We start from the raw sequence: 18,186 nt of genomic DNA on the forward strand, positions 1-18,186 counted from the left end.
CATACTTTTTTGGGGGGGGGGCGGGGGCCGTGTCTTCGTTGCCCGGGCCGCGCCCCCGGGGGCATCGAAGACTCTGCCCCGGCCACCCGGAGATAGTCCCCACTGCCCGCGGCCGCGTGCCCGGCCCGCCGGTCGCCCGAGCCGTTACATTCCCGCCGTCATTTCCCGGAACTTCCGCCGGCGGCGGCGCATCAGAAGGACAGAACTCACCGGCCCGAAACCTCTTGCCCGGCGCGGGGTTTCATCCCATACTCCCTAATTGTCAGGCCGCTCCCACCGGCCTAGCCCACCGAGGACGCTCGCGATGTTCGGAATCACCGACCGCCGACACTTCATGGCCCACGCCGCCGGGGCGGCCGCCGTCACCGTGCCCGGCCTGTCGTTCCTCGCCGGCCTGCGGGCGCAAGCGGCCGACCTGAAGAAGAAGAACAAGAGCCTCATCATCCTGTGGATGGGCGGCGGCCCGGCGACCATCGACCTGTGGGACATGAAGCCCGGCAGCCCGAACGGCGGCGAGCACAAGCCGGTCAGCACCACGGCCAGCGGCGTGCAGATCACCGAGCACCTGCCGAACGTCGCCAAGCAGATGAAGAACCTGTCGATCGTCCGGTCGCTGCAAACGCGGGAAGGCGACCACCAACGCGGCACGTTCCTGATGAACACCGGCCGGTCGCCGAACCCGCTGACCGAGTTCCCGAGCATCGGCTCCGTCATGGGCTACTACCAGGCGATGGACGTGGAGGCGATGAAGAACGCGGACATCCCGAGCTTCATCAGCGTCGGCGGCAGCGGCCGGATCGGGCCGGGGTTCCTCGGCATGAAGTACGCCTCGTTCAACGTCCAGAACCCTGGCACGCCGCCGGAGAACGTCAACCCGCCGGTCAGCAGCGTCCAGATGGACCGCCGCAAGGTGCTGTTCGAGTCGCTCGAGGGCAGCTTCAAGACGAACGTGCCGGCCGACGCCGCGAAGGCGCACAAGGAGGTCTACGACAAGGCCCTCAACCTCGTGACGAGCAGCCGGAAGGAAGTGTTCAGCCTGGACAAGGAGCCGGCGTCCCTCCGCGAGGAGTACGGCCGTACCGGGTTCGGCAACGGGTGCTTGCTCGCCCGGAAGTTGGTCGAGGCGGGCGTCGCCGCCGTCGAGGTCGGCCTCGGCGGGTGGGACATGCACAACGGCATCTTCGCCGCCCTCCAGCGCCGGCTGCCGGAACTGGACAAGGGGATGGCCGCCCTGACCCGCGACCTCGCGGACCGCGGCCGCCTCAAGGACACGGTCATCGTGTGGATGGGCGACTTCGGCCGCACGCCGAAGATCAACCAGAACGGCGGCCGCGACCACTGGCCGCGGTGCTGGTCGGTCGTCGTCGGCGGCGGGAACATCAAGGGCGGCGTCGCCTACGGCTCGACGGACGAGAACGGCACGAGCGTCAAGGAAAACCCGGTGGACATCCTCGACCTGTACGCGACGATCTACAAGGGCCTCGGCATCGACCCGACGCCGCAGAGCGTCGCGGACGTGCGGGACAACCTCGGCCGGCCGTACTACATCGCCGGCGACAAGCCGAAGTGGATCAAGGAACTGGTCGGCTGATCGACGTGACAACCTGACTCGCGCGCCGGCGGCCCGAAGGGGCCGCCGGTGGTGTTTTACATCAACTTTCCCCTTGCCCCGGCCGGCCGCATCGCGTGAACTGGAGGCATGACCCTCCCCGCCGCCTTCCTGTTCGCCGCCCTCGCCGGCACGTCCATCCCCACGCCGGCTCGCGTTCGTATCGCCGTCGAGCGCGCCCTGCCGCCGTTGAAGCTCGCGGCCGAGACGCACGCCGAGAAGAAGTCGTGCTTCGGCTGTCACAACCAGGCGTTCCCGATGGCCGCGTTCGCCGCCGCGAAGAAGCTCGGCCTCGCGGTCGAAGGCGACCTCATCAAGTCGCAGGTCGCGCACGTCCGGCAGTTCGTTTCCACCAACCGCAAGAAGTACGACGACCGGACCGGGACCGGCGGGCAGGTCGATACCGCCGGGTGGCTGCTGTTCACGCTCGAACTGGCCGGCGACAAGCCGGACGACGACACGGCCGCAATCATCGACTACGTCCTGCACCGGCACGCCGACCGGTCGCACTGGGCCTGCTCGTCGGACCGCCCGCCGTCCGAGGCGAGCAGCTTCGGCACGACGTACCTGGCCGTGCGCGCACTCAAGGCGTGGGGCACGGAGAAGCAGAAGGCCGCGGTCGAGAAACGGATCGCCGCCGCCCGCGATTGGGCCGCCGCGACGAAGCCGAAGGACACGGAGGACCGCGTCTTCCGGCTACTGCTCCTCCACGCGGCCGGGGCGGACGCGAAGGTTGTGGAAGCCGCCGCGAACGAGTTACGGGACGGCCAAGGACCCGACGGTGGGTGGCCGCAGAAGGCCGGCATGGGGAGCGACCCTTACGCGACCGGTACCGCCCTGTCCGCCCTCGCGATGACGAACACCCTCCCGCCGGCGGCCTCTGCCTACCGCCGGGGGGTCGGCTTCCTCCTGCGGACCCAGCAGGCCGACGGGACGTGGTTCGTCAAGACGCGGAGCAAGCCGTTCCAACCGTACTACGAGGGCGGGTTCCCCTACGAGAAGGACCAGTTCATCTCGTCGTCCGCGAGCGGGTGGGCCGTCGTCGCCCTCGCCGCCGCGGCCGGCCGCGAATAGGCATACAACGAATTCATTCCCCCGTTTCCCGGAGCCTCCCCCATGTTCCGCAAAGCCCTGTTCCTGTTCGCGTGCGTGTCGTCCCTCGCGGTGTTCGCCGGGTGCGGCGGCGGGGGCGGCGCGGTCTCGGAAGAGGAGAAGAAGAAGGCGGCGGAGCACGCCAAGAGCCAGGGCGGGGTGACGAAGCCGCCGGAGAAGCCGGCCGGCGAGACGCCGCTGGAGGCGGCCGAGCGGGAGATGACCGAGACGATCACGGCGGCGCTGGAACTGATGCCGAAGATCGACGACAAGCTGGACAAGATGACCGGCGACGCGGCCACGGCGGCGGGCGAGGCGCGGGCCGCGCTCAAGGCCACCGTCGATGAGATGAAGAACGCCCGCGGGGAGGAGAACATCAAGCGGCTCATCAAGACGGCCAAGGAGCAGATGGCCGCGGCGAAGAAGGCCGTCGGGCTGTGACCGGGGCCGTATTTTCTTGGGAATTTCCCGCCCGCCCGCGTATCTGTATGGGGGACGCCGCGGGTTCCCCGCGGGGCCTCGGGCCGGTCGCCCGAACCTTCTCTCCTCAGAACGGGATTCCCCCATGACGCGTAAGCTCCTCGCCGGTGTGTCGCTGCTGGTCGCCCTCTCCTTCGCGGTCGGGTGCGCCGGTAGCAGTTCGTCCGCCTCCATGTCCAAGGAAGAGGTGGAGAAGAAGAAGAAAGAGATGGAGGAGTACAACAAGCAGATGCAACGGGGGGGCGGCAAGCCGCCCGAAGCCAGCGGCCGGTAACGATACCCGGACAGAAACGCCGCCGCCCGCGGGTAATCCGCGGGCGGCGGCGTTTCTCACCCCAGCGCCCACGGCTTCCGGTAGCCGTAGGTCAACAACTTGTTCGCCCCGTCGTCGTTCGTCACCCGCTCGGCCTTCGCGTCCCATTCCAGGTACCGCCTTCGCTCGAGCGCCAGCTTCGCGAGTAGCGTCGCCGTCGTCGAGCGGTGGCCGGTCTCCACCGGGCAGTGCGTCACCGCCCGCGACTTCACGCAGTCCAGGAAGTTCCGGGCGTGCGCCGCCGTGTCCGACGGCCCCTTCTTCGCGAGGGCCGCCCGCGCCGGCTTCGTCGCCTTCCCCTGCCGCGAGTTCTCCGCCCGCCGGATCGGGCTAAGCGCTGGGATCTCCTCCAGCCGCACGTTCTCCGGGACGATCTCGTACCCCTGGTTGCCGTCCGAAATCAGCATCGTGCCGAGCGTGCCGCGGAACTCCAGGTTCCACCCGCGGAGGTTCGCCCCCGCCCCGTTCGCGTTCACCTGCGTGAACGTCGCCAGGCAGCCGTCGTACTCCCACACGGCCTCCATCGTGTCCGGGATGTCGCGGTTGTCCGCCACCGCGAACTTCCCGCCGAGGCACGCCACGCCCTTCGGCGCGTCCTGCCCGAGCGCCCACTGGATCACGTCCAGGTAGTGCGTGCCCATGTTCGTGATCTGCCCGCCGGAGTAGTTCGAGAACCACCGGAACTTGTACAGGCACTTGTTCGCGTTGAACGGGACCTTCGCCGCCGGGCCGAGCCACAGGTCCCAGTCGAGGCCGGCCGGCGGCTCGCCGTCGGCCGGGTTGCCGATGCCCATCGGCGTCTCGTTGCGGTGCATGTAGCTCTTCGCCAGCGTCACCTGGCCGATGGCCCCCTCGCGGATCAGCTTCACCGCCTCCATGACGTAGGGCGTGCTGCGGCGGTGCAGCCCGACCTGCGTGACCCGCTTCGTCTCGGCCGCGACCTGGCACATCCGCCGGCCCTCGCCGATGACGAGGCTCAGCGGCTTCTCGACGTACACGTCCTTCCCGGCCCGGCAGGCGTCCACGAACTGCAGCGCGTGCCAGTGGTCCGGCGTGGCGATGACCGCCGCGTCCAGCGACTTGTCGTCGAGCAGCTTCCGGTAGTCCTTGCCGACGGTCGCGGTCCCGCCGGCCTTCGCGTTCGCGGCCGGCAGGTACGGCTCGTACACGTCGCACAGGGCGGCGGCCTCCGCGTCCTTGTGGACGAGGAACGCGTCGAGCAGTTGGTCGCCGCGGTTGCCGACGCCGACGAACCCGAGGCGGACCTTGTCGTTCGCGCCGAGGACGCGGGAATAGCTCGCGGCGGTGAGGGCGGCGGCCGCGGCGAACGCGCGGCGGGTGGGTTTCGGCATGGGAAGACTCCGGGGCGAGGGAACGGGAATCAGGCGAGGGCGTCGAGCGGGCTGCGGACGCCGTACGCCCCGCGGCGGAGGACGTGGGTGTAGATCATCGTCGTGCTCACGTCCGCGTGGCCGAGCAGCTCTTGAATGGTGCGGATGTCCGCCCCGTCCTCCAGCAGGTGGGTGGCAAAGCTGTGCCGGAACGTGTGGCAACTCACCTTCTTGGCCCACCCCAGGCCGCGGACCGCCTGGTGGATTGCCCGCTGGACGCACCCCTCGTGGACGTGATGGCGGCGGACCTCCCCGGTGCGGGGGTCGGCGGCCGTGCCGCGGGAGGCGAACACGAACTGCCAGCCGAGTTCGCGGGCGGCGGCCGGGAACTTCACCGCCAGCGCGTCCGGCAGCGCGACCGCCCCCAACCCGCGGGCGAGGTCGCTGGCGTGGACGCGGCCCCGGTCCCGGACGAGGGCCCGCACCTCGTCCCGGACGGCCGCCGGCAGCGGCACGGCCCGGTCCTTGTCCCCCTTCCCCTGGCGGACGACGATCTGGCCGCGGTCGAAGTCCACGTCCTTGACCCGCACCCGGCAGCACTCCAGGACCCGCATCCCGGTCCCGTACATCAACTTCGCCATGACGGCATACGGCTCGCGGGTCGCCCGGTCCTGGAGGGCGGCGAGTAGGTGTCGGACCTCGTCGCGGGACAGCACGACCGGCAGCCGGCGGGTCCGCTCGGCCCGCAGCGCGTGGACCGCGTCCAACGGGATGCCGAGGACCTTCTGGTAGAGGAACAGGAGGGCGTTGAACGCCTGGTTCTGGGTGCTGGCGGACACGGCCCGGTCGCGGGCGAGGTGGGTGAGGAACTGTTCGATCTCGGGCGTCCCCATCTCGGCCGGGTGTCGCCAGGTATCGCCGCGGCGGTGGAAGTGGATGAACCGCTCGATCCAGCGGACGTAACTCTTCTCGGTCGGGTAGGCGTAATGGAGGAGGCGGAGTTTGTGGCGGACCCGGTCGAGGAGCTTCATGCGACGGCCTCCATGCGGGAGTATTCGGGTTATCTCGCGCCGGGTCGGGGTAAGCAAGAACATTCCGGGTGCGGGGTCGGAAGCTCGGCGATTTTCCGCTCGCGTCGGCCCGTGCGACCGCGTAATATCACGCGCAGGGTTAGAGAATTACAAGTTCGGCGTTGAAGGCCACCGAGCCGCGGAGGCGTTGATGGGCGCGTGGGGCGTCGGCATCTTCGACGACGACGTGGCCTGCGACGCCCGCATCGCCATGCTCGACCAGTTCCGCGCCGGGCTGCCGGCGAAGGTGGCGACCGATGCCGTCCTCGAAGACCTCGCCGACTTTCTGGAGGACGAGGAGGACGGGCCGGTGGTGCTGTTGGCCCTGGCAGCCGTCCAGTGGGACGCCGGCCGGCTGGATGCGCGGGTCAAGCGGCGGGCGCTCAAGGTCATCGCCGGCGGGGTGGACTTCCGCTGGCAGGACAGCGAGTTCGCGGAGCAGCGGCGGGCGGTGCTGGCCGAGTTGGGGGCCAAGCTCAGCGCTCCGCCCCCGCCGGCTGTGCCCGTCGGCCAGCTCCCGGAGTAAAGGCACGCCGAACCAGGCGCTGCACCTGACCGGCGGGGCATGTAGGCTTTCTGGGGTTCGTAGCTCCCTCAGCCCCGCCGGCAGGTGAGCTGGGTCGTTCGGCGGCGGAGGGCTTACGGGTGGGCGATGGCTGGGAAGGCGTGGACGCTGCTCTCGCCCGGTTCGGATTGCCGGCCCGGCCCGAGGACCGGGACGCCATCATCGCCGCGCTCGATGAGCAGATGGCTCTGGAGGCCGATGAGGCGGGCGACCAATTCCTGATGCGGCTGCTGTGCGCCCAACTTTTCTCGCTCGGCCGGGTGGAGGACTCGCTGCGGGTGTGGCGGGCGAAGTCGTGCAACTTCGACACGCATTGCGGCATCGACGTGCAGTTCGTGTGCGGGGCCGGTTTGGAGCCCACCAAGGCGCACCTGCGTGCGGTCGGCGGGGACGACGCCTCCGACGCCCTCGACTATCTCGCCAAGTGTGAGGCCGGCGAGGACTTCGCGGGGTTCAGCCCGGAACTGGTCGTCCAGCAGGCGCGGGCGTTCTACAAGCACGCCGAACCAGGTAGCGTGTTGTCAAGTGGGGATTCGTGAGGCCCAGTTGGGGTCGAACGGGGCGCGGTTCTTGAGCACGCCATAGCAGAGCATGACGAGCTTCCGCATGCACGCCCCGACGGCCTGCATCTTGGGCTTCGGACCCCCCTTGCGGGTGGGGTCGGTGAGGCGGACGAAGAAGCCACGAAGGATCGGATTGAACCGGACCGCCGTCTGGGTGGGCAGGAACAGGGCCTTCCGGAGGCGGGCGTTGCCGGCCTTCGACAGCCGCGTCCGCCGCCGCACGCTCGTGCCGCTCCTGAACTCCCGCGGGGCCAGCCCGCAGTAGGCCGCCGCCGACTGGGCGGACGGCAGCCGGTCCACGGCCGGCAATTCGGCCAGGAGGGTGGTCGCCGTCTGCCGGCCGACGCCGGGGATGGACTCCAAGAGCCGCCGGTCGTCGGCCAGCCGGCCGCTCCCGGCCACCACCGCGTCGGCCGCCGCCCGGACCTTCCCCGCCTCCCGCTCCAGGAACCGGACGGCCCGCGCGACCGACGCCCGCGCCGCCCCGGCCAGGGCGGGGGAGGCCAGCTGCCCCTTCTCGCGGGCGGCCAGCGCGGTCAGGTCGTCCGCCCGCCGGGTCAGGGCCTGCAATTCCTGGACGTCTGGCGGGGGCGGGGACCACGCCGGCGGGCACTCGCGGAGGGCGTACTCGGCGATCAGCTTGGCATCGGCCTTGTCCGTCTTGTTCCCGCGGCCCCGCATCAGCCCGGCGTGCTCGATCCGCGTCGGGTTGACCACGCTGACGGTGCGGCCGGCGGCGTGCAGGAGGGCGGCCACCCCGTGCGAGTACGGGCCGGTGGCCTCGCAGGCGAAGTGCAGCGGGCGGCCGCCGGCGGGTCGGTCGGCCCACGCCACCAGCGCGGCGAACCCGGCCGGGGTGTTGGGGAAGACCTTCTGGCGGGCGGTGCCGTCGGCGGCCAGCCGGCAGCAGTCGAGCGTGTCCTTCGAGACGTCCAGGCCGACGGCGGCCGCGGTCGAGGTGGTAGTCGAGGTGCCCACGGCGTCCCTCCCCTCTGGCTCACGGATGCGGGGTGGCACTCGACCGAGTGGCCCGCGGGGTAGCGTCCGAGGTCGAGGAGCGCCGGCGGCCGGTCCGCCACCGGGTTCACGAGGTCGGGGCCTCACGCGCTGCATGCGGTTGGTCCGACCGCCGGGCTGTCGCCTCAACGACAACGGCATGGTAACATGTGAGGCGCTGCACCTGACCGGGGCCGCATGTAGGCTTTCCGTGACCACAAGCCTCCGGGTGCACCCCGGCAGGAGAGCTGTGTCGTTCGGCGGCGGAGGCGAGACGCGGTGGGGAGCGTGTTCCGGCACGTCGCGGACGCGGCGATGTACGCGTGCGGGGGCGAGCAGTGCCACCACTGCGAGCGGGCCGGCCTGCCCATCTACCGATACAGCGGCGAGATCATCGACCCGGCCCTGGCGCACGACCCCGCGCTCGCGGCCGAGGAGCCGGAGGTCCACGAGCTGTGCGCCGACTGCATCCTCGGAGGGAACGTGCGGAAGTCCGATGACCGCGTCCGGCAGGTCGCGCCGACGGTCACCCGGTTCGCGGCCGACAGCGCGCGGGCGGTCGAGGAGTACCACCGGCTCCCGGACATCCCACTGTTCCTCCAGCGGGAGGACTGGCCGATGTGCTGCGGGGAGTGGTGCGAGTTCGTCGGCGTCCCGGCCTCCTACGAGGAATCGCCCGGTGTGCCGGCGAGCCACAGCTACTGGGAGCGGGGGCCGGCGACGTGGCGGTTCACGGACCAGTTGCTCCCGGAGTCGCTCCGGGAGGTGAGCCTGTTCCAGTGCGTTCGCTGCAGCCGGCCGTGGTTTACCTGGCAGATGACATAGTGGTGAGGTGGTCACGCCGAACCAGGCGTTGCAGCTGACCCCGCCCTCAAAGCCGGGCGGGGCAGCTGAACGCGGTCGTTCGGCGGGGGAGCCCGGCAGCCAAGAGGACGCGCTAATGGGCAATCGCTGGCTAGGCTCAGGGGCCATGCTGCTCGGGGCGGTCGCCTTGGGGTGGCTGCTGTTCGTGGCCCTCCTAGCATCCCCGCCAGTCGACCATCGCCGGCTCGACGGCCTGTCGCTCGCCCCAGGCACGGTGGTCGAGGTGACGCACGGTGGCGACTGGCGGGTCGTCCAGGCCGGCGGCACCCACCAGGTTGAGCCGTGGGTGCTGGCCACATCGCCGGTCCTGCTCGGGGTGTGCGGGGTGCTACTGTCGATCGTCGGCTTCCGGCTGTGGCGAGCCGGATCACCGAACCAGATGGTGCAGCAGACCGGCGGGGGCCTGTAGGCTTTTCAGGACGTGTAGCTCACCCGACCCGCGCCGCGGCCGGGCGGGGTCGTTCGGCCACCGGAGGCGTTCTTGTCCATGATCTCGCGTCGCAATCTTCTCCTCGGTGCCGGTTCCACGGCGGCCGGAACCTTGCTCCCCGGTCCGCCGGCGGCCGCGGCCGCCAAGGCGGGCGACCCGGCGGACGACCTCCCGCCCCATGTCACCCGGCTCACGTGGTTCGGGGAGCGGGCCGACTGGCGGCACGACGGCAAGCGGTTCGTCTTCCTCAACCGGGCCTACGGGGACGTATACGAGTACGAACTCGCGACCGGCCGGATCACGCCGTGTACCGACCACGTCAAGCACCACGGGTTCGTCCGGGCGCTGTACCTGTGGAACGGCGACCTGTTCCTGAGCGGGCCGAAGGACACGTTCGACCGGGCCGACAAGGAGGCCCGCCAGAAGGCCCGCGACGCGAGTTACCTGTGGGTGCTGGACAAGAGCTTCACGAAGCCACCGGTGCCGCTCGGGGTGCCGTGCAACGCGGGGCCGGCGGTCTCGCGGACCCGGCCGAAGCTGGCATGGACGCACGGCGAGCAGGACCACATCTCCACCGGCGAGATCGCGTACGCCGGCGGCACCCCGAAGCTGGTGAACGCGAGGGTGGTGCTCCGCACGTCGGACTTCCCGGCCGCCGGCCGCCCGCGGAAGTGGGTCGAGACGCAGAACTTCGTCCCGCCGCACGACGACAAGCTCACGGTCACGGCCTACGAGATCGGGGACACGGCGAACACCGAGACGTACCTGTTCGACCTAGCCGCCGGCAAGCTGACCAACCTCACGAACACCCCGGACCGGTACGAGGAGTGCGAGGGGGTCTTCCCGGACGGCGGGTGGACGCTGGTGGAGAGCGCCGAGCGACCGGGCGTCCGGTGGCCGCTGGTGGACCTGTACAAGGTGGCCCAGGACGGCAGCGGCCGGCGGGAGCGGCTGACGCACTTCACCGACTACAAGGGGTGGAAGGGGGCGGAAGGCGTGGTGAGCGACGACGGCAAGTTCATGCTGTTCCAGAACGGCAAGTCCGGGCAGGAGTCGGGGGCCGGGTTCGGCATCTTCCTGTACGACTTCGCCAAGGCCCGGGCGGGTAAATAGCGGGCGGCCGATCAAACCCGTTCTGGCCACGGGCCGGCGACTTCCGATACTCCCCGCGTGCAATCACCTTCATTCTCCGGGCCGCCGAGTCCGGTCGTTCGACGAAGGAGCCGTTGCGGATGTGGACCGCGCATGGCGAGGAGCTGGCCGCCGCCCGCGGGTTGCGGGTCGCCGTCGCCCGCGACGGGCGGCCGGCGGCCGTCGCCGATGTCGTCCGCGCGTGGCAGGACGACGCCGGGTTCCGGGCGGTGTTCAACGGCCTGCTGGCCGACGCGCCGTATTCGGCGTTCCGGTGGGAGACGCCGCCCGTCACCGCCGACACGCTGGCGCGGCCGTTCGAGTTCGTGTTGCTCGACAGCCCGGGGCTGGCCCGCCGCCCGGACGCGGCCGCGTTCGCCGGCCACTTCGCCGGGGCGGCCGCGGGCGTGGCCACGTTCCCCAACCTGGGCGGGGACGCCGTCCTGGTCGTGCCGTGCCCGCTCGCCGACCCGGCCGCCTACGGGCACCTGGCCGCGTTCGTCCGGCACGCCCCGGAGGCCCAGCGGCACGCCCTGTGGCGGGCGGTCGGCCGGGCGATGGGCCGGCGGGTCGGGGCCGCCCCGGTGTGGCTGAGCACCGCCGGGGCCGGCGTTTCGTGGCTGCACTTGCGGCTCGACGACCGGCCGAAGTATTACGGGTTCGCGGCGTACCGCCCGCCGCCCGAGATCGCTCGTGAAGGAGACTTATGAAGTCGGTTGGGAAGAAGCTGTCGCCGGACCAGCGGGACGAACTCCTCCGGGCGCTGAAGGCCCGGTTCGAGAAGAACGCGGACCGCCACGCGGGGCACGCCTGGGCCGACGTGCAGGCCCGGCTGGAGGCCGCGCCGGCGAAGCTCTGGTCGCTCCACGAGATGGAGCGGACGGGCGGCGAGCCGGACGTGGTCGGCCGCGACGCGACGACGGGCGAGTTCACGTTCGTGGATTGCTCGCCGGAGACGCCGAAGGGCCGCACGAGCGTCTGCTACGACCGCGCCGGGCTGGAATCCCGCAAGGAGCACAAGCCGACGGACACGGCCGTGGACATGGCGACGGCGATGGGCGTCGAGCTGTTGACCGAGGCCCAGTACCGCGACCTGCAGGCGGTCGGGTGCTTCGACACGAAGACATCGAGCTGGGTGCGGACGCCGGCCGACGTCCGCCGGCTCGGCGGGGCGCTGTTCTGCGACCGCCGGTACGGCCACGTCTTCGTGTACCACAACGGCGCGCAGTCCTACTACGCCGCCCGCGGGTTCCGGGCGATGTTAAAGGTTTGAGCCACGACCGCCGCCGAGGATGGATCGCGCCATGACGCTCAAGGAAACGCTCGAGCAACTCAAGGCGCTCGGCAACGAGGCGACGCGGAAGCACAACGCCAAGTGGGGGGCCGGCGGCAACCAATTCGGCGTCAAGCACGGCGACATCCGCGCGCTGGCGAAGAAGCTCCAGGGCCGCACGGAGCTGGCCGCGCCCCTCTGGGACACCGGGAACGTCGACGCCCAGCTCCTGGCGTGCTTGCTGTTCAAGCCGAAGGACCTGCCCGCGGACGAGGTGGACCGGCTGGTGCGGTCGATCAGCTTCGCGCACGTCGCGGACTGGCTGATCTCCTACGTCGTCAAGCCGCACGCGGACAAGGAGGCGCTGCGGCAAAAGTGGATGGCCGACGCCGACCGGTGGGCGGCCCGCGCCGGGTGGGCGCTCACCGCCGGGCGGGTCGCGAAGAGTCCCGACGGGCTGGACCTGCCCGCGCTGCTGGACCGGATCGAGGCCGAGATGGGGGCCGCCGACCCGGTCGTGCAGTGGACGATGAACGCCGCCCTCGCGGAGATCGGCATCAACGCCCCGAAGCTCCGCAAGCGGGCCGTCGCCGTCGGCGAGAAGCTCGGCGTCTTCCGCGACTACCCCGTCTCGAAGGGCTGCACCTCGCCGTTCGCCCCGATCTGGATCGCCGCGATGGTAGCGCGGAAGGGGTGAGCGAACGCTCCGCGGGGCGGGCGGTTCGGTACAATACGGCTGATTGGAGTGCCGCCACCGCGACCGGATCAACCGCCATGCCGCTACACGACTGGGCCGCCCTGCCGGGTTGGGAAGGGGTCCATCAGGTCTGGGGCGTCGAGTTGCTTTACGCGATCAAGCCACAACTCCCCCCGGCGTACCGGGCCTACATCGGGACCACGCCCACGTTCGCCATCGGCGGGCCGGAGGACGGGCGGCCGGACGTTGGCGTGCGGGATTGGCCGGGGGGCGAGTCGCCGGCGGGCCGGGTTCCCGATCCCGGTCCGGTCCCGGACGAGGAAGTGGCGGTCGCCACCCTGGCGGCGGACACGGCCCTGCTCGTCGAGCGGGCCGGGCGGTTGGTCGCGGCCGTCGAGCTGGTTTCGCCCCGGAACAAGGACCGGGCGTCGGCCCAGGCCGCTTACGCGGGGGCGTACGCCGGCTACCTGCTCCGCGGCGTCCACCTGTTGCTGGTCGATGTCCACCGCCGGCCCGCGGCGTTCTCGTTCGCCGACCAGGTCGCGCGGGCGCTCGGGCTAGGCCCGCTGGCGCTGCCGGCCCCGCACGCGGTCGCCTACCGCGTCGGCGGGCCGTCCCCGGACGGCGGGCGGTTCCTGGCCGTTTGGCGGCGGCCGCTGGTCGTCGGGGAACCGCTGCCTCAGATGCGGCTGCCGCTGTCGCCGGAGGAGTCGGTCGCGGTCGATCTGGAAGGGACGTACCGGCGGGCGACCGAGGCCGCCTACCTGGGGTGAGCGGGGTCGTTTCCCTTACCGCCCCGCCCGGCTGTCGAGGAAGTCGCGGACGGTGCGCTCGAGCCTGTCCGCGTCCTTCGGGTGGCCGGTCCAGAGCGTGCGGCCGGTGCCGTCGAGCAGCACCAGCGTCGGGTAGCCGCGGACCTTGAGCGCGTCCTGGGCCGTGCCGAACTTCGCCTCGACCGCCAGCCCGTAGGGGAACCGGTGGCCGCGGCGGTAACTTTCTGCCGCCCGCAGCCGCTCGCGGCTCGAACCCTCGTCGCACAGGACCGTCAGCACTTCCACCGCCTGGTCCCGGTACCTGTCGTGCAGCTTCTCCAGCCGCGGGATCGCCTTCGCGCAGTGGACGCAATCCGTCGAGGCGAAGTTCAACAGCACCAGGTCGCCGGCCCGGCCGGTCGGCAGCGTCCGCTCCTTGCCGTCGAGGTCGAGCAGCTTCAGCTCGAGGCCGCGGTCGATGGACTTGGACGTGGAGCCGGTCGGCGGGGTCGTCGGCAGCGGCAGCACCCCGCCGGGGCCGGGGATCGCGACCGGCGGGGACTTCGTGCGGAAGTCCGGCTGCGGGCCGGGGGCGATCAGGTCCGGCCGGGCCGGGGCCGACGGGACCGGCGAGAAGCTGCCGTCGTTGTTCGCGGGGAACGGGAGCGTCTCGGCGTTGGTCGAACTGCCGAACAGCGGCGGCGGCGTGACGCCGCTCGTCGGCGGCGGGACGGACGGCGTGCCGGAACCGGGCAGGTCGCCGGCCGCCGACGGGCCGGTCAGCGGGGCGACGCCGAAGTCGTTGCGGAGCTGGATGCGGACCTGTTGGTTCGGGACCGTCACGTACTGCTTGCCGACCCACTCCTTCACCTGCGCGGTGAGCAGGTACGTGTCGCCGGGCTTCAGCCCCTGGATGAGGAACGTGCCGTCGCGGTCGGTCTGCACGCCGACCTGCGCGCCGGGCGCGTTCTTGGTCGGGTCGGCGTTCTCGAGCGCGACGAACGCTCCTTCGACGACCCGGCCGTCCTGCGTCTCGACGACGCCGGAGATGAGCCGCTGGGCCGCCCCGCGGAGGTCGAAGGTCTTGCTCGTCGGCCCGGCCCACGTCCCGGCGGCGGGGACCTTGACGTTCGACGACGGCACGGTCGGCGGGTCGAGGAGGTTGCCGGGGTCCCGCGGCCTCTCGCGGTCGCGGGGCAGCTCGTAGGGCGAGTCGGCGGGTTGGCGGGTGCGGTCCTTCAGCCAGTCCGGGTCGCGGGTGCGGGACGCCGGGTTGGTGGACGGCCGGTCGCGGTCCCGCTGCCACCGCTCGAACGCGCGGCAGCCGGTCTGGGCGGCGGCCAGCCCGGCCAACAGTAGTGCCCAACACGCCCGCATGGGTCGGCCCCGGAATGGAACGATCAACAGGGATCATTCCGACGGGCCGGTCCGGAATCAAGTTCAGCCGGGCGAATCGTCGGCCGGCAGACCTCCCGCGGACCTCTGCATCGGGCACACCTTGCCGGGGTTGCCCCGCCGCGAGAATCGACGCGACCCGCTCACTTCACCTCGACCGCGTTCCCGGACCCGCCCTCGACCTTCACCGGCACGGACTTCGCCATCGGCCGGTCGTCCCGGATCAGGCAGTCGGCCAGCCGCGACCGCGTCACGTCCTTGAGCAGCAACCCGACCGGCTCGCAGTCCAGGATCGTGCAACCCGTGACGTGGAACCGGTCGCACCGCTCGACCGCCAGCCCGGCTGCGGCCGCCCGCGAGCGGGACAGGTGCAGGCCCGTCACCGTGCAATCCGTGCAGTCCCGGAACGCGACCGCGTTCGTCGTCGTCGGGCTTTCCTCCCGGCTGTACCGCGGGTTGCGGTCCATCACGTTCGGCCCGACGACGACGTGCGAGCTGTGCGTCGCCAACAGGTTCAAGGTGTACGCCGTCCAGAACGTGTTGCCGGTGACGGCCACGCACCGGGCGTGGTCGAGCCGGACGTTGTACTGCGCGTCGCTCAGGACGTTGCCGGTGATCGTGACGTGCCCGTCCCGCAGCTCGTCGGCGTTCGGCCACTTGACCGACGGCCCCTTGACCCAAATGTTGGCCGACTCCGGGGCGTCGTGCGTGTGCTGGATCGTGTTCCCGGTGATCGCGACCTCGGCGTTCGTGCCGCCCGTCGAGTCGATGAACACGTTCGCCGTCGGCGGCCCGTCCTTCGCGTGGTTCGCCTCGATGTCGCAGCCGGTGACGTGCAGGTTGCGGACCTCGCCGCCGCGGACGACGATCCCGCCGCCCGCGTTGTAGCTGACGTGGCTGCCGGTGACGTTGGTTTGGTGTAGGTTCACCGCGTCGAGGAAGATGCCGACGCCGCGGTTCTCGTAGACGTGGCAGTCCGAAATCAGCACGTTGCGGTTCCGCTTCGTCAGGTGAATCCCGTGCCGGCAGTGGCGGATCAGCACGCGGGTGGCGGTGAACTGCATCGTGCCGGTCGCCTCGATACCGTCGGCCTCCGGGTGGTCGCCGACGATCTCGACGCCGTCGATGCTCGGCATCCGCTCCCGCGCCCAGACCTCCGGCTTCATCGTCCGCGGGGCGGCCGATCCGGCGTGCGTGCCGACGAAGTGGAACGCCGGCCCCGGCCCGGCCATGACGACCCGCGCGACCGTCCCGCCCTCGATCGCGGTGAACCCGGTCGTCAGGAGGTTCACGGTAATCGGCTTCGTGACGCGGTAGACGCCCCGCGGTAGGCGGACCGCGCCGCCCTTGTTGACGAGCGATTGCAGGGCGGCCGTGTCGTCCGCCGTGCCGTCGCCGACGAGGGCCGGCGGCGAATTCTGGGCGACCGACAACGCGAGGAACAAACCGGCGAAGCCGACGACTGAAACGACGATCATCCGACGCATGGGTGCGACCTCCGGGAGATTCGCTTGAACGGGCGGGACGGTTTTGTAGGGTGGTGCCGAGGCTTTGCGAGGCCCACCGATGGGAAAGGTCCAACACGGTGGGCCTCGAAGACTCGGCACCACCCTACAAGCAGCGGGCGGGACGCCCGCGGTCCCAGGGGGGCGAAGCCACTTCTACTCGAACCGGCGGGCAGACGCCATCGGTTATCGCGCTCGCGGGGATCGCTAGACTATCGCTTTCTTCTCTCTGGAAGCTCGCCGATGTCCGCGAAACGTCTGCCGGTGCGGTCCGAGGTCGCCGTCGCCGATACCTGGGACCTGGCGTCCCTGTTCCCCCACGACGACGCCTGGGAGACGGCGTTCGGCGAGTGGGAACGCCTCATCCCCGGCTACGACCACTACCGCGGCAAGCTCGGCGAGTCGGTCGATGTCGTCTCCGACTGCCTGCGGTTCGAGACGAAGCTCGAACGGCTCGGCGACAAGCTCGGCACGTACGCGTTCCTCAAGGAAACGGAGGACGTGTCGAACTCGAAGTACCAGGGGATGAAGGCCCGGTACGTCGGCATCGCCAGCCGCGCCGCCGAGGCCGGCAGCTTCTTCCGGCCCGAACTCCTGGCCCTGCCCGACGAGAAGCTGCAAGAGTACCTCCGCTCGCCGAAGCTGGCCGACTACAAGCTGCTGCTCGACCGGCTGGTCCGGTTCAAGCCGCACACGCTGACGACGGCCGAGGAGCGGCTGCTGGCGATGCAGATGGAAATCCACGGCACGCCGCGGAACGTGTTCGACCAGCTGACGGACGCGGACCTCCAGTTCGGACAGATCGAGGTGGCCCCCGGCGAGTCGATCGAACTCAGCCACAGCTCGTTCATGGTCTGCCTGGAGAACCCGAACCGCGAGGTGCGGAAGAAGGCGTTCCACCAGTTCTACGCGCAGTTTTCGGCGCACGCGAACACGCTGACGGCGACGCTGGCCGGGAGCGTGAAGCAGGACGTGTACCACGCGCGGGTGCGGAATTATTCCTCCGCGCGGGCCGCGGCGCTGTTCCCGGACAACGTGCCGGTGAGCGTGTACGACAACCTCCTCGCCGCGGTGCGGGCGAACCTGCCGGCGGTTCACAAGTATTACGACGTGCGCAAGCGCGCGATGAAGCTGCCGGACATCCACTTCTACGACGTGTACATCCCGATCCTGAGCGACCTGCAAACGCGGACCGAGTGGGGCGACGCGGTGGAACTGGTCATCGACGCGCTCAAGCCGCTGGGGGCGCACTACACGGACGCGCTGGCGACCGGGCTGCGGGGCCGGTGGTGCGACCGGTACGAGAACAAGGGGAAGCACAGCGGGGCGTTCTCGTCCGGGTGCTACGACAGCGACCCGTACATCCTCATGAACTACCAGGCGGACGTGCTGGATCATGTGTTCACCCTGGCCCACGAGGCCGGGCACAGCATGCACACATACCTGAGCAAGCACCAGCCGTACCAGTACGCGAACTACACGATCTTCGTCGCGGAAGTCGCCAGTACGTTCAACGAGCAACTGCTCGGTGAGGCGATGAAGAAGCGGGCGAAAACGGATCGCGAGCGGGCGTACTTCATCAACCGCGAGATCGACGACATCCGCCGGACCGTCATCCGGCAGACGATGTTCGCGGAGTTCGAGAAGGTGACGCACGAACTCGTCGAGCGGAACGAGCCGCTGACGCTGGAGACGATCAAGGCGGAGTACCGCAAGCTGCTCGACGCGTACTTCGGCCCGCGGTTCGTGCTGGACGACGAGCTGTCGCTGGAGTGCTTGCGCATCCCGCACTTCTACCGGGCGTTCTACGTGTACAAGTACGCGACCGGGCTGTCGGCCGCGATCGCGCTGGCGGAGCGGGTGACGAAGGGCGGCAAGGACGAGTTGGAGGCGTACCTGCGGTTCCTCCGCGGCGGGTCTTCGAAGGACCCGCTCGACCTGCTCCGCGACGCCGGCGTGGACATGGAGACGCCGGAACCCGTGAACGCGGCGCTGGCGAAGTTCGGCCGGCTCGTCGAAGAGCTGGACACGCTCGTGTAGGGTGGTGCCGAGGCTTTGCGAGGCCCACCGTGCGAGAGAATGTCCCGCCGGTGGGCCTCGAAGACTCGGCACCACCCTAC

General features: G+C 70.5%; 19 protein-coding genes. 14 read left to right on the forward strand and 5 right to left on the reverse strand.

The features are described 5' to 3' along the window. Nucleotides 1-304: 304 nt before the first annotated feature. The 4 genes from AC5JJ2_RS25260 (at nucleotide 305) to AC5JJ2_RS25275 (ending at nucleotide 3,455) form a co-directional block, all read left to right on the forward strand. Nucleotides 305-1,591, forward strand: coding sequence for a DUF1501 domain-containing protein (locus AC5JJ2_RS25260; protein WP_495860823.1), 1,287 nt, complete (start codon nucleotides 305-307; stop codon nucleotides 1,589-1,591). A gap of 108 nt (nucleotides 1,592-1,699) precedes the next feature. Then, nucleotides 1,700-2,683 carry a hypothetical protein gene (locus tag AC5JJ2_RS25265; protein WP_495860824.1) on the forward strand — a complete coding sequence of 328 codons (984 nt, stop codon included), beginning with the start codon at nucleotides 1,700-1,702 and terminating at the stop codon, nucleotides 2,681-2,683. A 42-nt stretch (nucleotides 2,684-2,725) separates the two neighbouring features. After that, on the forward strand, nucleotides 2,726-3,142 hold the full coding sequence (locus AC5JJ2_RS25270; RefSeq protein WP_495860825.1) for a hypothetical protein: 417 nt from the start codon (nucleotides 2,726-2,728) through the stop codon (nucleotides 3,140-3,142). 124 nt (nucleotides 3,143-3,266) lie between these two features. Continuing rightward, entirely contained in the window at nucleotides 3,267-3,455 is a 189-nt protein-coding gene (locus tag AC5JJ2_RS25275; RefSeq protein WP_495860826.1) for a hypothetical protein, read from the forward strand. Nucleotides 3,456-3,511: 56 nt separating this feature from the next. On the opposite strand, the gene AC5JJ2_RS25280 is transcribed toward AC5JJ2_RS25275, so the two are convergent. After that, nucleotides 3,512-4,846 (reverse strand): Gfo/Idh/MocA family protein, encoded by a 1,335-nt coding sequence (locus AC5JJ2_RS25280; RefSeq protein ID WP_495860827.1) that lies wholly within the window; start codon nucleotides 4,844-4,846, stop codon nucleotides 3,512-3,514. Between the two features lie 29 nt (nucleotides 4,847-4,875). Further along, complete coding sequence (locus AC5JJ2_RS25285) at nucleotides 4,876-5,856, reverse strand: integron integrase (protein WP_495860828.1); 981 nt, start codon at nucleotides 5,854-5,856, stop codon at nucleotides 4,876-4,878. Nucleotides 5,857-6,046: 190 nt separating this feature from the next. On the opposite strand from AC5JJ2_RS25285, the gene AC5JJ2_RS25290 reads away from it, so the two are divergent. Beyond that, nucleotides 6,047-6,421 (forward strand): hypothetical protein, encoded by a 375-nt coding sequence (locus AC5JJ2_RS25290; protein WP_495860829.1) that lies wholly within the window; start codon nucleotides 6,047-6,049, stop codon nucleotides 6,419-6,421. A gap of 140 nt (nucleotides 6,422-6,561) precedes the next feature. After that, nucleotides 6,562-6,999, forward strand: a complete 438-nt coding sequence (locus AC5JJ2_RS25295; RefSeq protein WP_495860830.1) for a hypothetical protein — start codon at nucleotides 6,562-6,564, stop codon at nucleotides 6,997-6,999. Here the strand turns inward: AC5JJ2_RS25295 and AC5JJ2_RS25300 are convergent. Then, entirely contained in the window at nucleotides 6,982-8,001 is a 1,020-nt protein-coding gene (locus AC5JJ2_RS25300; RefSeq protein WP_495860831.1) for an IS110 family RNA-guided transposase, read from the reverse strand. The two genes, AC5JJ2_RS25295 and AC5JJ2_RS25300, sit on opposite strands and share 18 nt — an antisense overlap. 297 nt (nucleotides 8,002-8,298) lie before the next feature. Here AC5JJ2_RS25300 and AC5JJ2_RS25305 point away from each other — a divergent pair, with 297 nt between their 5' ends. The 7 genes from AC5JJ2_RS25305 (at nucleotide 8,299) to AC5JJ2_RS25335 (ending at nucleotide 13,187) form a co-directional block, all read left to right on the forward strand. Then, nucleotides 8,299-8,844: a CbrC family protein gene (locus AC5JJ2_RS25305; RefSeq protein WP_495860832.1), complete on the forward strand. Its 546-nt coding sequence runs from the start codon at nucleotides 8,299-8,301 to the stop codon at nucleotides 8,842-8,844. A gap of 145 nt (nucleotides 8,845-8,989) precedes the next feature. Further along, nucleotides 8,990-9,292 (forward strand): hypothetical protein, encoded by a 303-nt coding sequence (locus AC5JJ2_RS25310; protein WP_495860833.1) that lies wholly within the window; start codon nucleotides 8,990-8,992, stop codon nucleotides 9,290-9,292. Nucleotides 9,293-9,370: 78 nt separating this feature from the next. Then, entirely contained in the window at nucleotides 9,371-10,426 is a 1,056-nt protein-coding gene (locus AC5JJ2_RS25315) for a TolB family protein (protein WP_495860834.1), read from the forward strand. Nucleotides 10,427-10,545: 119 nt separating this feature from the next. Beyond that, a complete protein-coding gene (locus AC5JJ2_RS25320; protein WP_495860835.1) occupies nucleotides 10,546-11,154 on the forward strand; it encodes a DUF6940 family protein in 609 nt (202 codons plus the stop codon). Further along, a complete protein-coding gene (locus AC5JJ2_RS25325; protein WP_495860836.1) occupies nucleotides 11,151-11,717 on the forward strand; it encodes a DUF4256 domain-containing protein in 567 nt (188 codons plus the stop codon). Before AC5JJ2_RS25320 ends, AC5JJ2_RS25325 begins: the two co-directional genes overlap by 4 nt. Before the next feature lie 31 nt (nucleotides 11,718-11,748). Next, on the forward strand, nucleotides 11,749-12,414 hold the full coding sequence (locus tag AC5JJ2_RS25330) for a DNA alkylation repair protein (RefSeq protein WP_495860837.1): 666 nt from the start codon (nucleotides 11,749-11,751) through the stop codon (nucleotides 12,412-12,414). 77 nt (nucleotides 12,415-12,491) lie between these two features. After that, a complete protein-coding gene (locus AC5JJ2_RS25335) occupies nucleotides 12,492-13,187 on the forward strand; it encodes a DUF4058 family protein (protein ID WP_495860838.1) in 696 nt (231 codons plus the stop codon). Between the two features lie 15 nt (nucleotides 13,188-13,202). Here the strand turns inward: AC5JJ2_RS25335 and AC5JJ2_RS25340 are convergent, their stop codons facing one another. Both AC5JJ2_RS25340 and AC5JJ2_RS25345 read right to left on the reverse strand, forming a co-directional pair. Further along, the gene (locus AC5JJ2_RS25340; protein ID WP_495860839.1) at nucleotides 13,203-14,543 is read right to left on the reverse strand and encodes a thioredoxin-like domain-containing protein; all 1,341 of its coding nucleotides are present in this window, start codon (nucleotides 14,541-14,543) and stop codon (nucleotides 13,203-13,205) included. 161 nt (nucleotides 14,544-14,704) lie between these two features. Beyond that, a complete protein-coding gene (locus tag AC5JJ2_RS25345) occupies nucleotides 14,705-16,048 on the reverse strand; it encodes a right-handed parallel beta-helix repeat-containing protein (protein ID WP_495860840.1) in 1,344 nt (447 codons plus the stop codon). A gap of 261 nt (nucleotides 16,049-16,309) precedes the next feature. Between AC5JJ2_RS25345 and pepF the strand changes: the two genes are divergently transcribed. Beyond that, nucleotides 16,310-18,106, forward strand: coding sequence for an oligoendopeptidase F (gene pepF / locus AC5JJ2_RS25350; protein WP_495860841.1), 1,797 nt, complete (start codon nucleotides 16,310-16,312; stop codon nucleotides 18,104-18,106). Nucleotides 18,107-18,186: the final 80 nt, after the last annotated feature.

It is taken from the genome of Limnoglobus sp. (assembly GCF_059499385.1).

Bases quoted from the DNA above. Each gene is read 5' to 3' on its own strand.
- AC5JJ2_RS25260 (WP_495860823.1), top strand. From the start codon at position 305: ATGTTCGGAATCACCGACCGCCGACACTTCATGGCCCACGCCGCCGGG.
- AC5JJ2_RS25265 (WP_495860824.1), top strand. From the start codon at position 1,700: ATGACCCTCCCCGCCGCCTTCCTGTTCGCCGCCCTCGCCGGCACGTCC.
- AC5JJ2_RS25270 (WP_495860825.1), top strand. From the start codon at position 2,726: ATGTTCCGCAAAGCCCTGTTCCTGTTCGCGTGCGTGTCGTCCCTCGCG.
- AC5JJ2_RS25275 (WP_495860826.1), top strand. From the start codon at position 3,267: ATGACGCGTAAGCTCCTCGCCGGTGTGTCGCTGCTGGTCGCCCTCTCC.
- AC5JJ2_RS25280 (WP_495860827.1), bottom strand. From the start codon at position 4,846: ATGCCGAAACCCACCCGCCGCGCGTTCGCCGCGGCCGCCGCCCTCACC.
- AC5JJ2_RS25285 (WP_495860828.1), bottom strand. From the start codon at position 5,856: ATGAAGCTCCTCGACCGGGTCCGCCACAAACTCCGCCTCCTCCATTAC.
- AC5JJ2_RS25290 (WP_495860829.1), top strand. From the start codon at position 6,047: ATGGGCGCGTGGGGCGTCGGCATCTTCGACGACGACGTGGCCTGCGAC.
- AC5JJ2_RS25310 (WP_495860833.1), top strand. From the start codon at position 8,990: ATGCTGCTCGGGGCGGTCGCCTTGGGGTGGCTGCTGTTCGTGGCCCTC.
- AC5JJ2_RS25315 (WP_495860834.1), top strand. From the start codon at position 9,371: ATGATCTCGCGTCGCAATCTTCTCCTCGGTGCCGGTTCCACGGCGGCC.
- AC5JJ2_RS25320 (WP_495860835.1), top strand. From the start codon at position 10,546: ATGTGGACCGCGCATGGCGAGGAGCTGGCCGCCGCCCGCGGGTTGCGG.
- AC5JJ2_RS25325 (WP_495860836.1), top strand. From the start codon at position 11,151: ATGAAGTCGGTTGGGAAGAAGCTGTCGCCGGACCAGCGGGACGAACTC.
- AC5JJ2_RS25330 (WP_495860837.1), top strand. From the start codon at position 11,749: ATGACGCTCAAGGAAACGCTCGAGCAACTCAAGGCGCTCGGCAACGAG.
- AC5JJ2_RS25335 (WP_495860838.1), top strand. From the start codon at position 12,492: ATGCCGCTACACGACTGGGCCGCCCTGCCGGGTTGGGAAGGGGTCCAT.
- AC5JJ2_RS25340 (WP_495860839.1), bottom strand. From the start codon at position 14,543: ATGCGGGCGTGTTGGGCACTACTGTTGGCCGGGCTGGCCGCCGCCCAG.
- AC5JJ2_RS25345 (WP_495860840.1), bottom strand. From the start codon at position 16,048: ATGCGTCGGATGATCGTCGTTTCAGTCGTCGGCTTCGCCGGTTTGTTC.
- pepF (WP_495860841.1), top strand. From the start codon at position 16,310: ATGTCCGCGAAACGTCTGCCGGTGCGGTCCGAGGTCGCCGTCGCCGAT.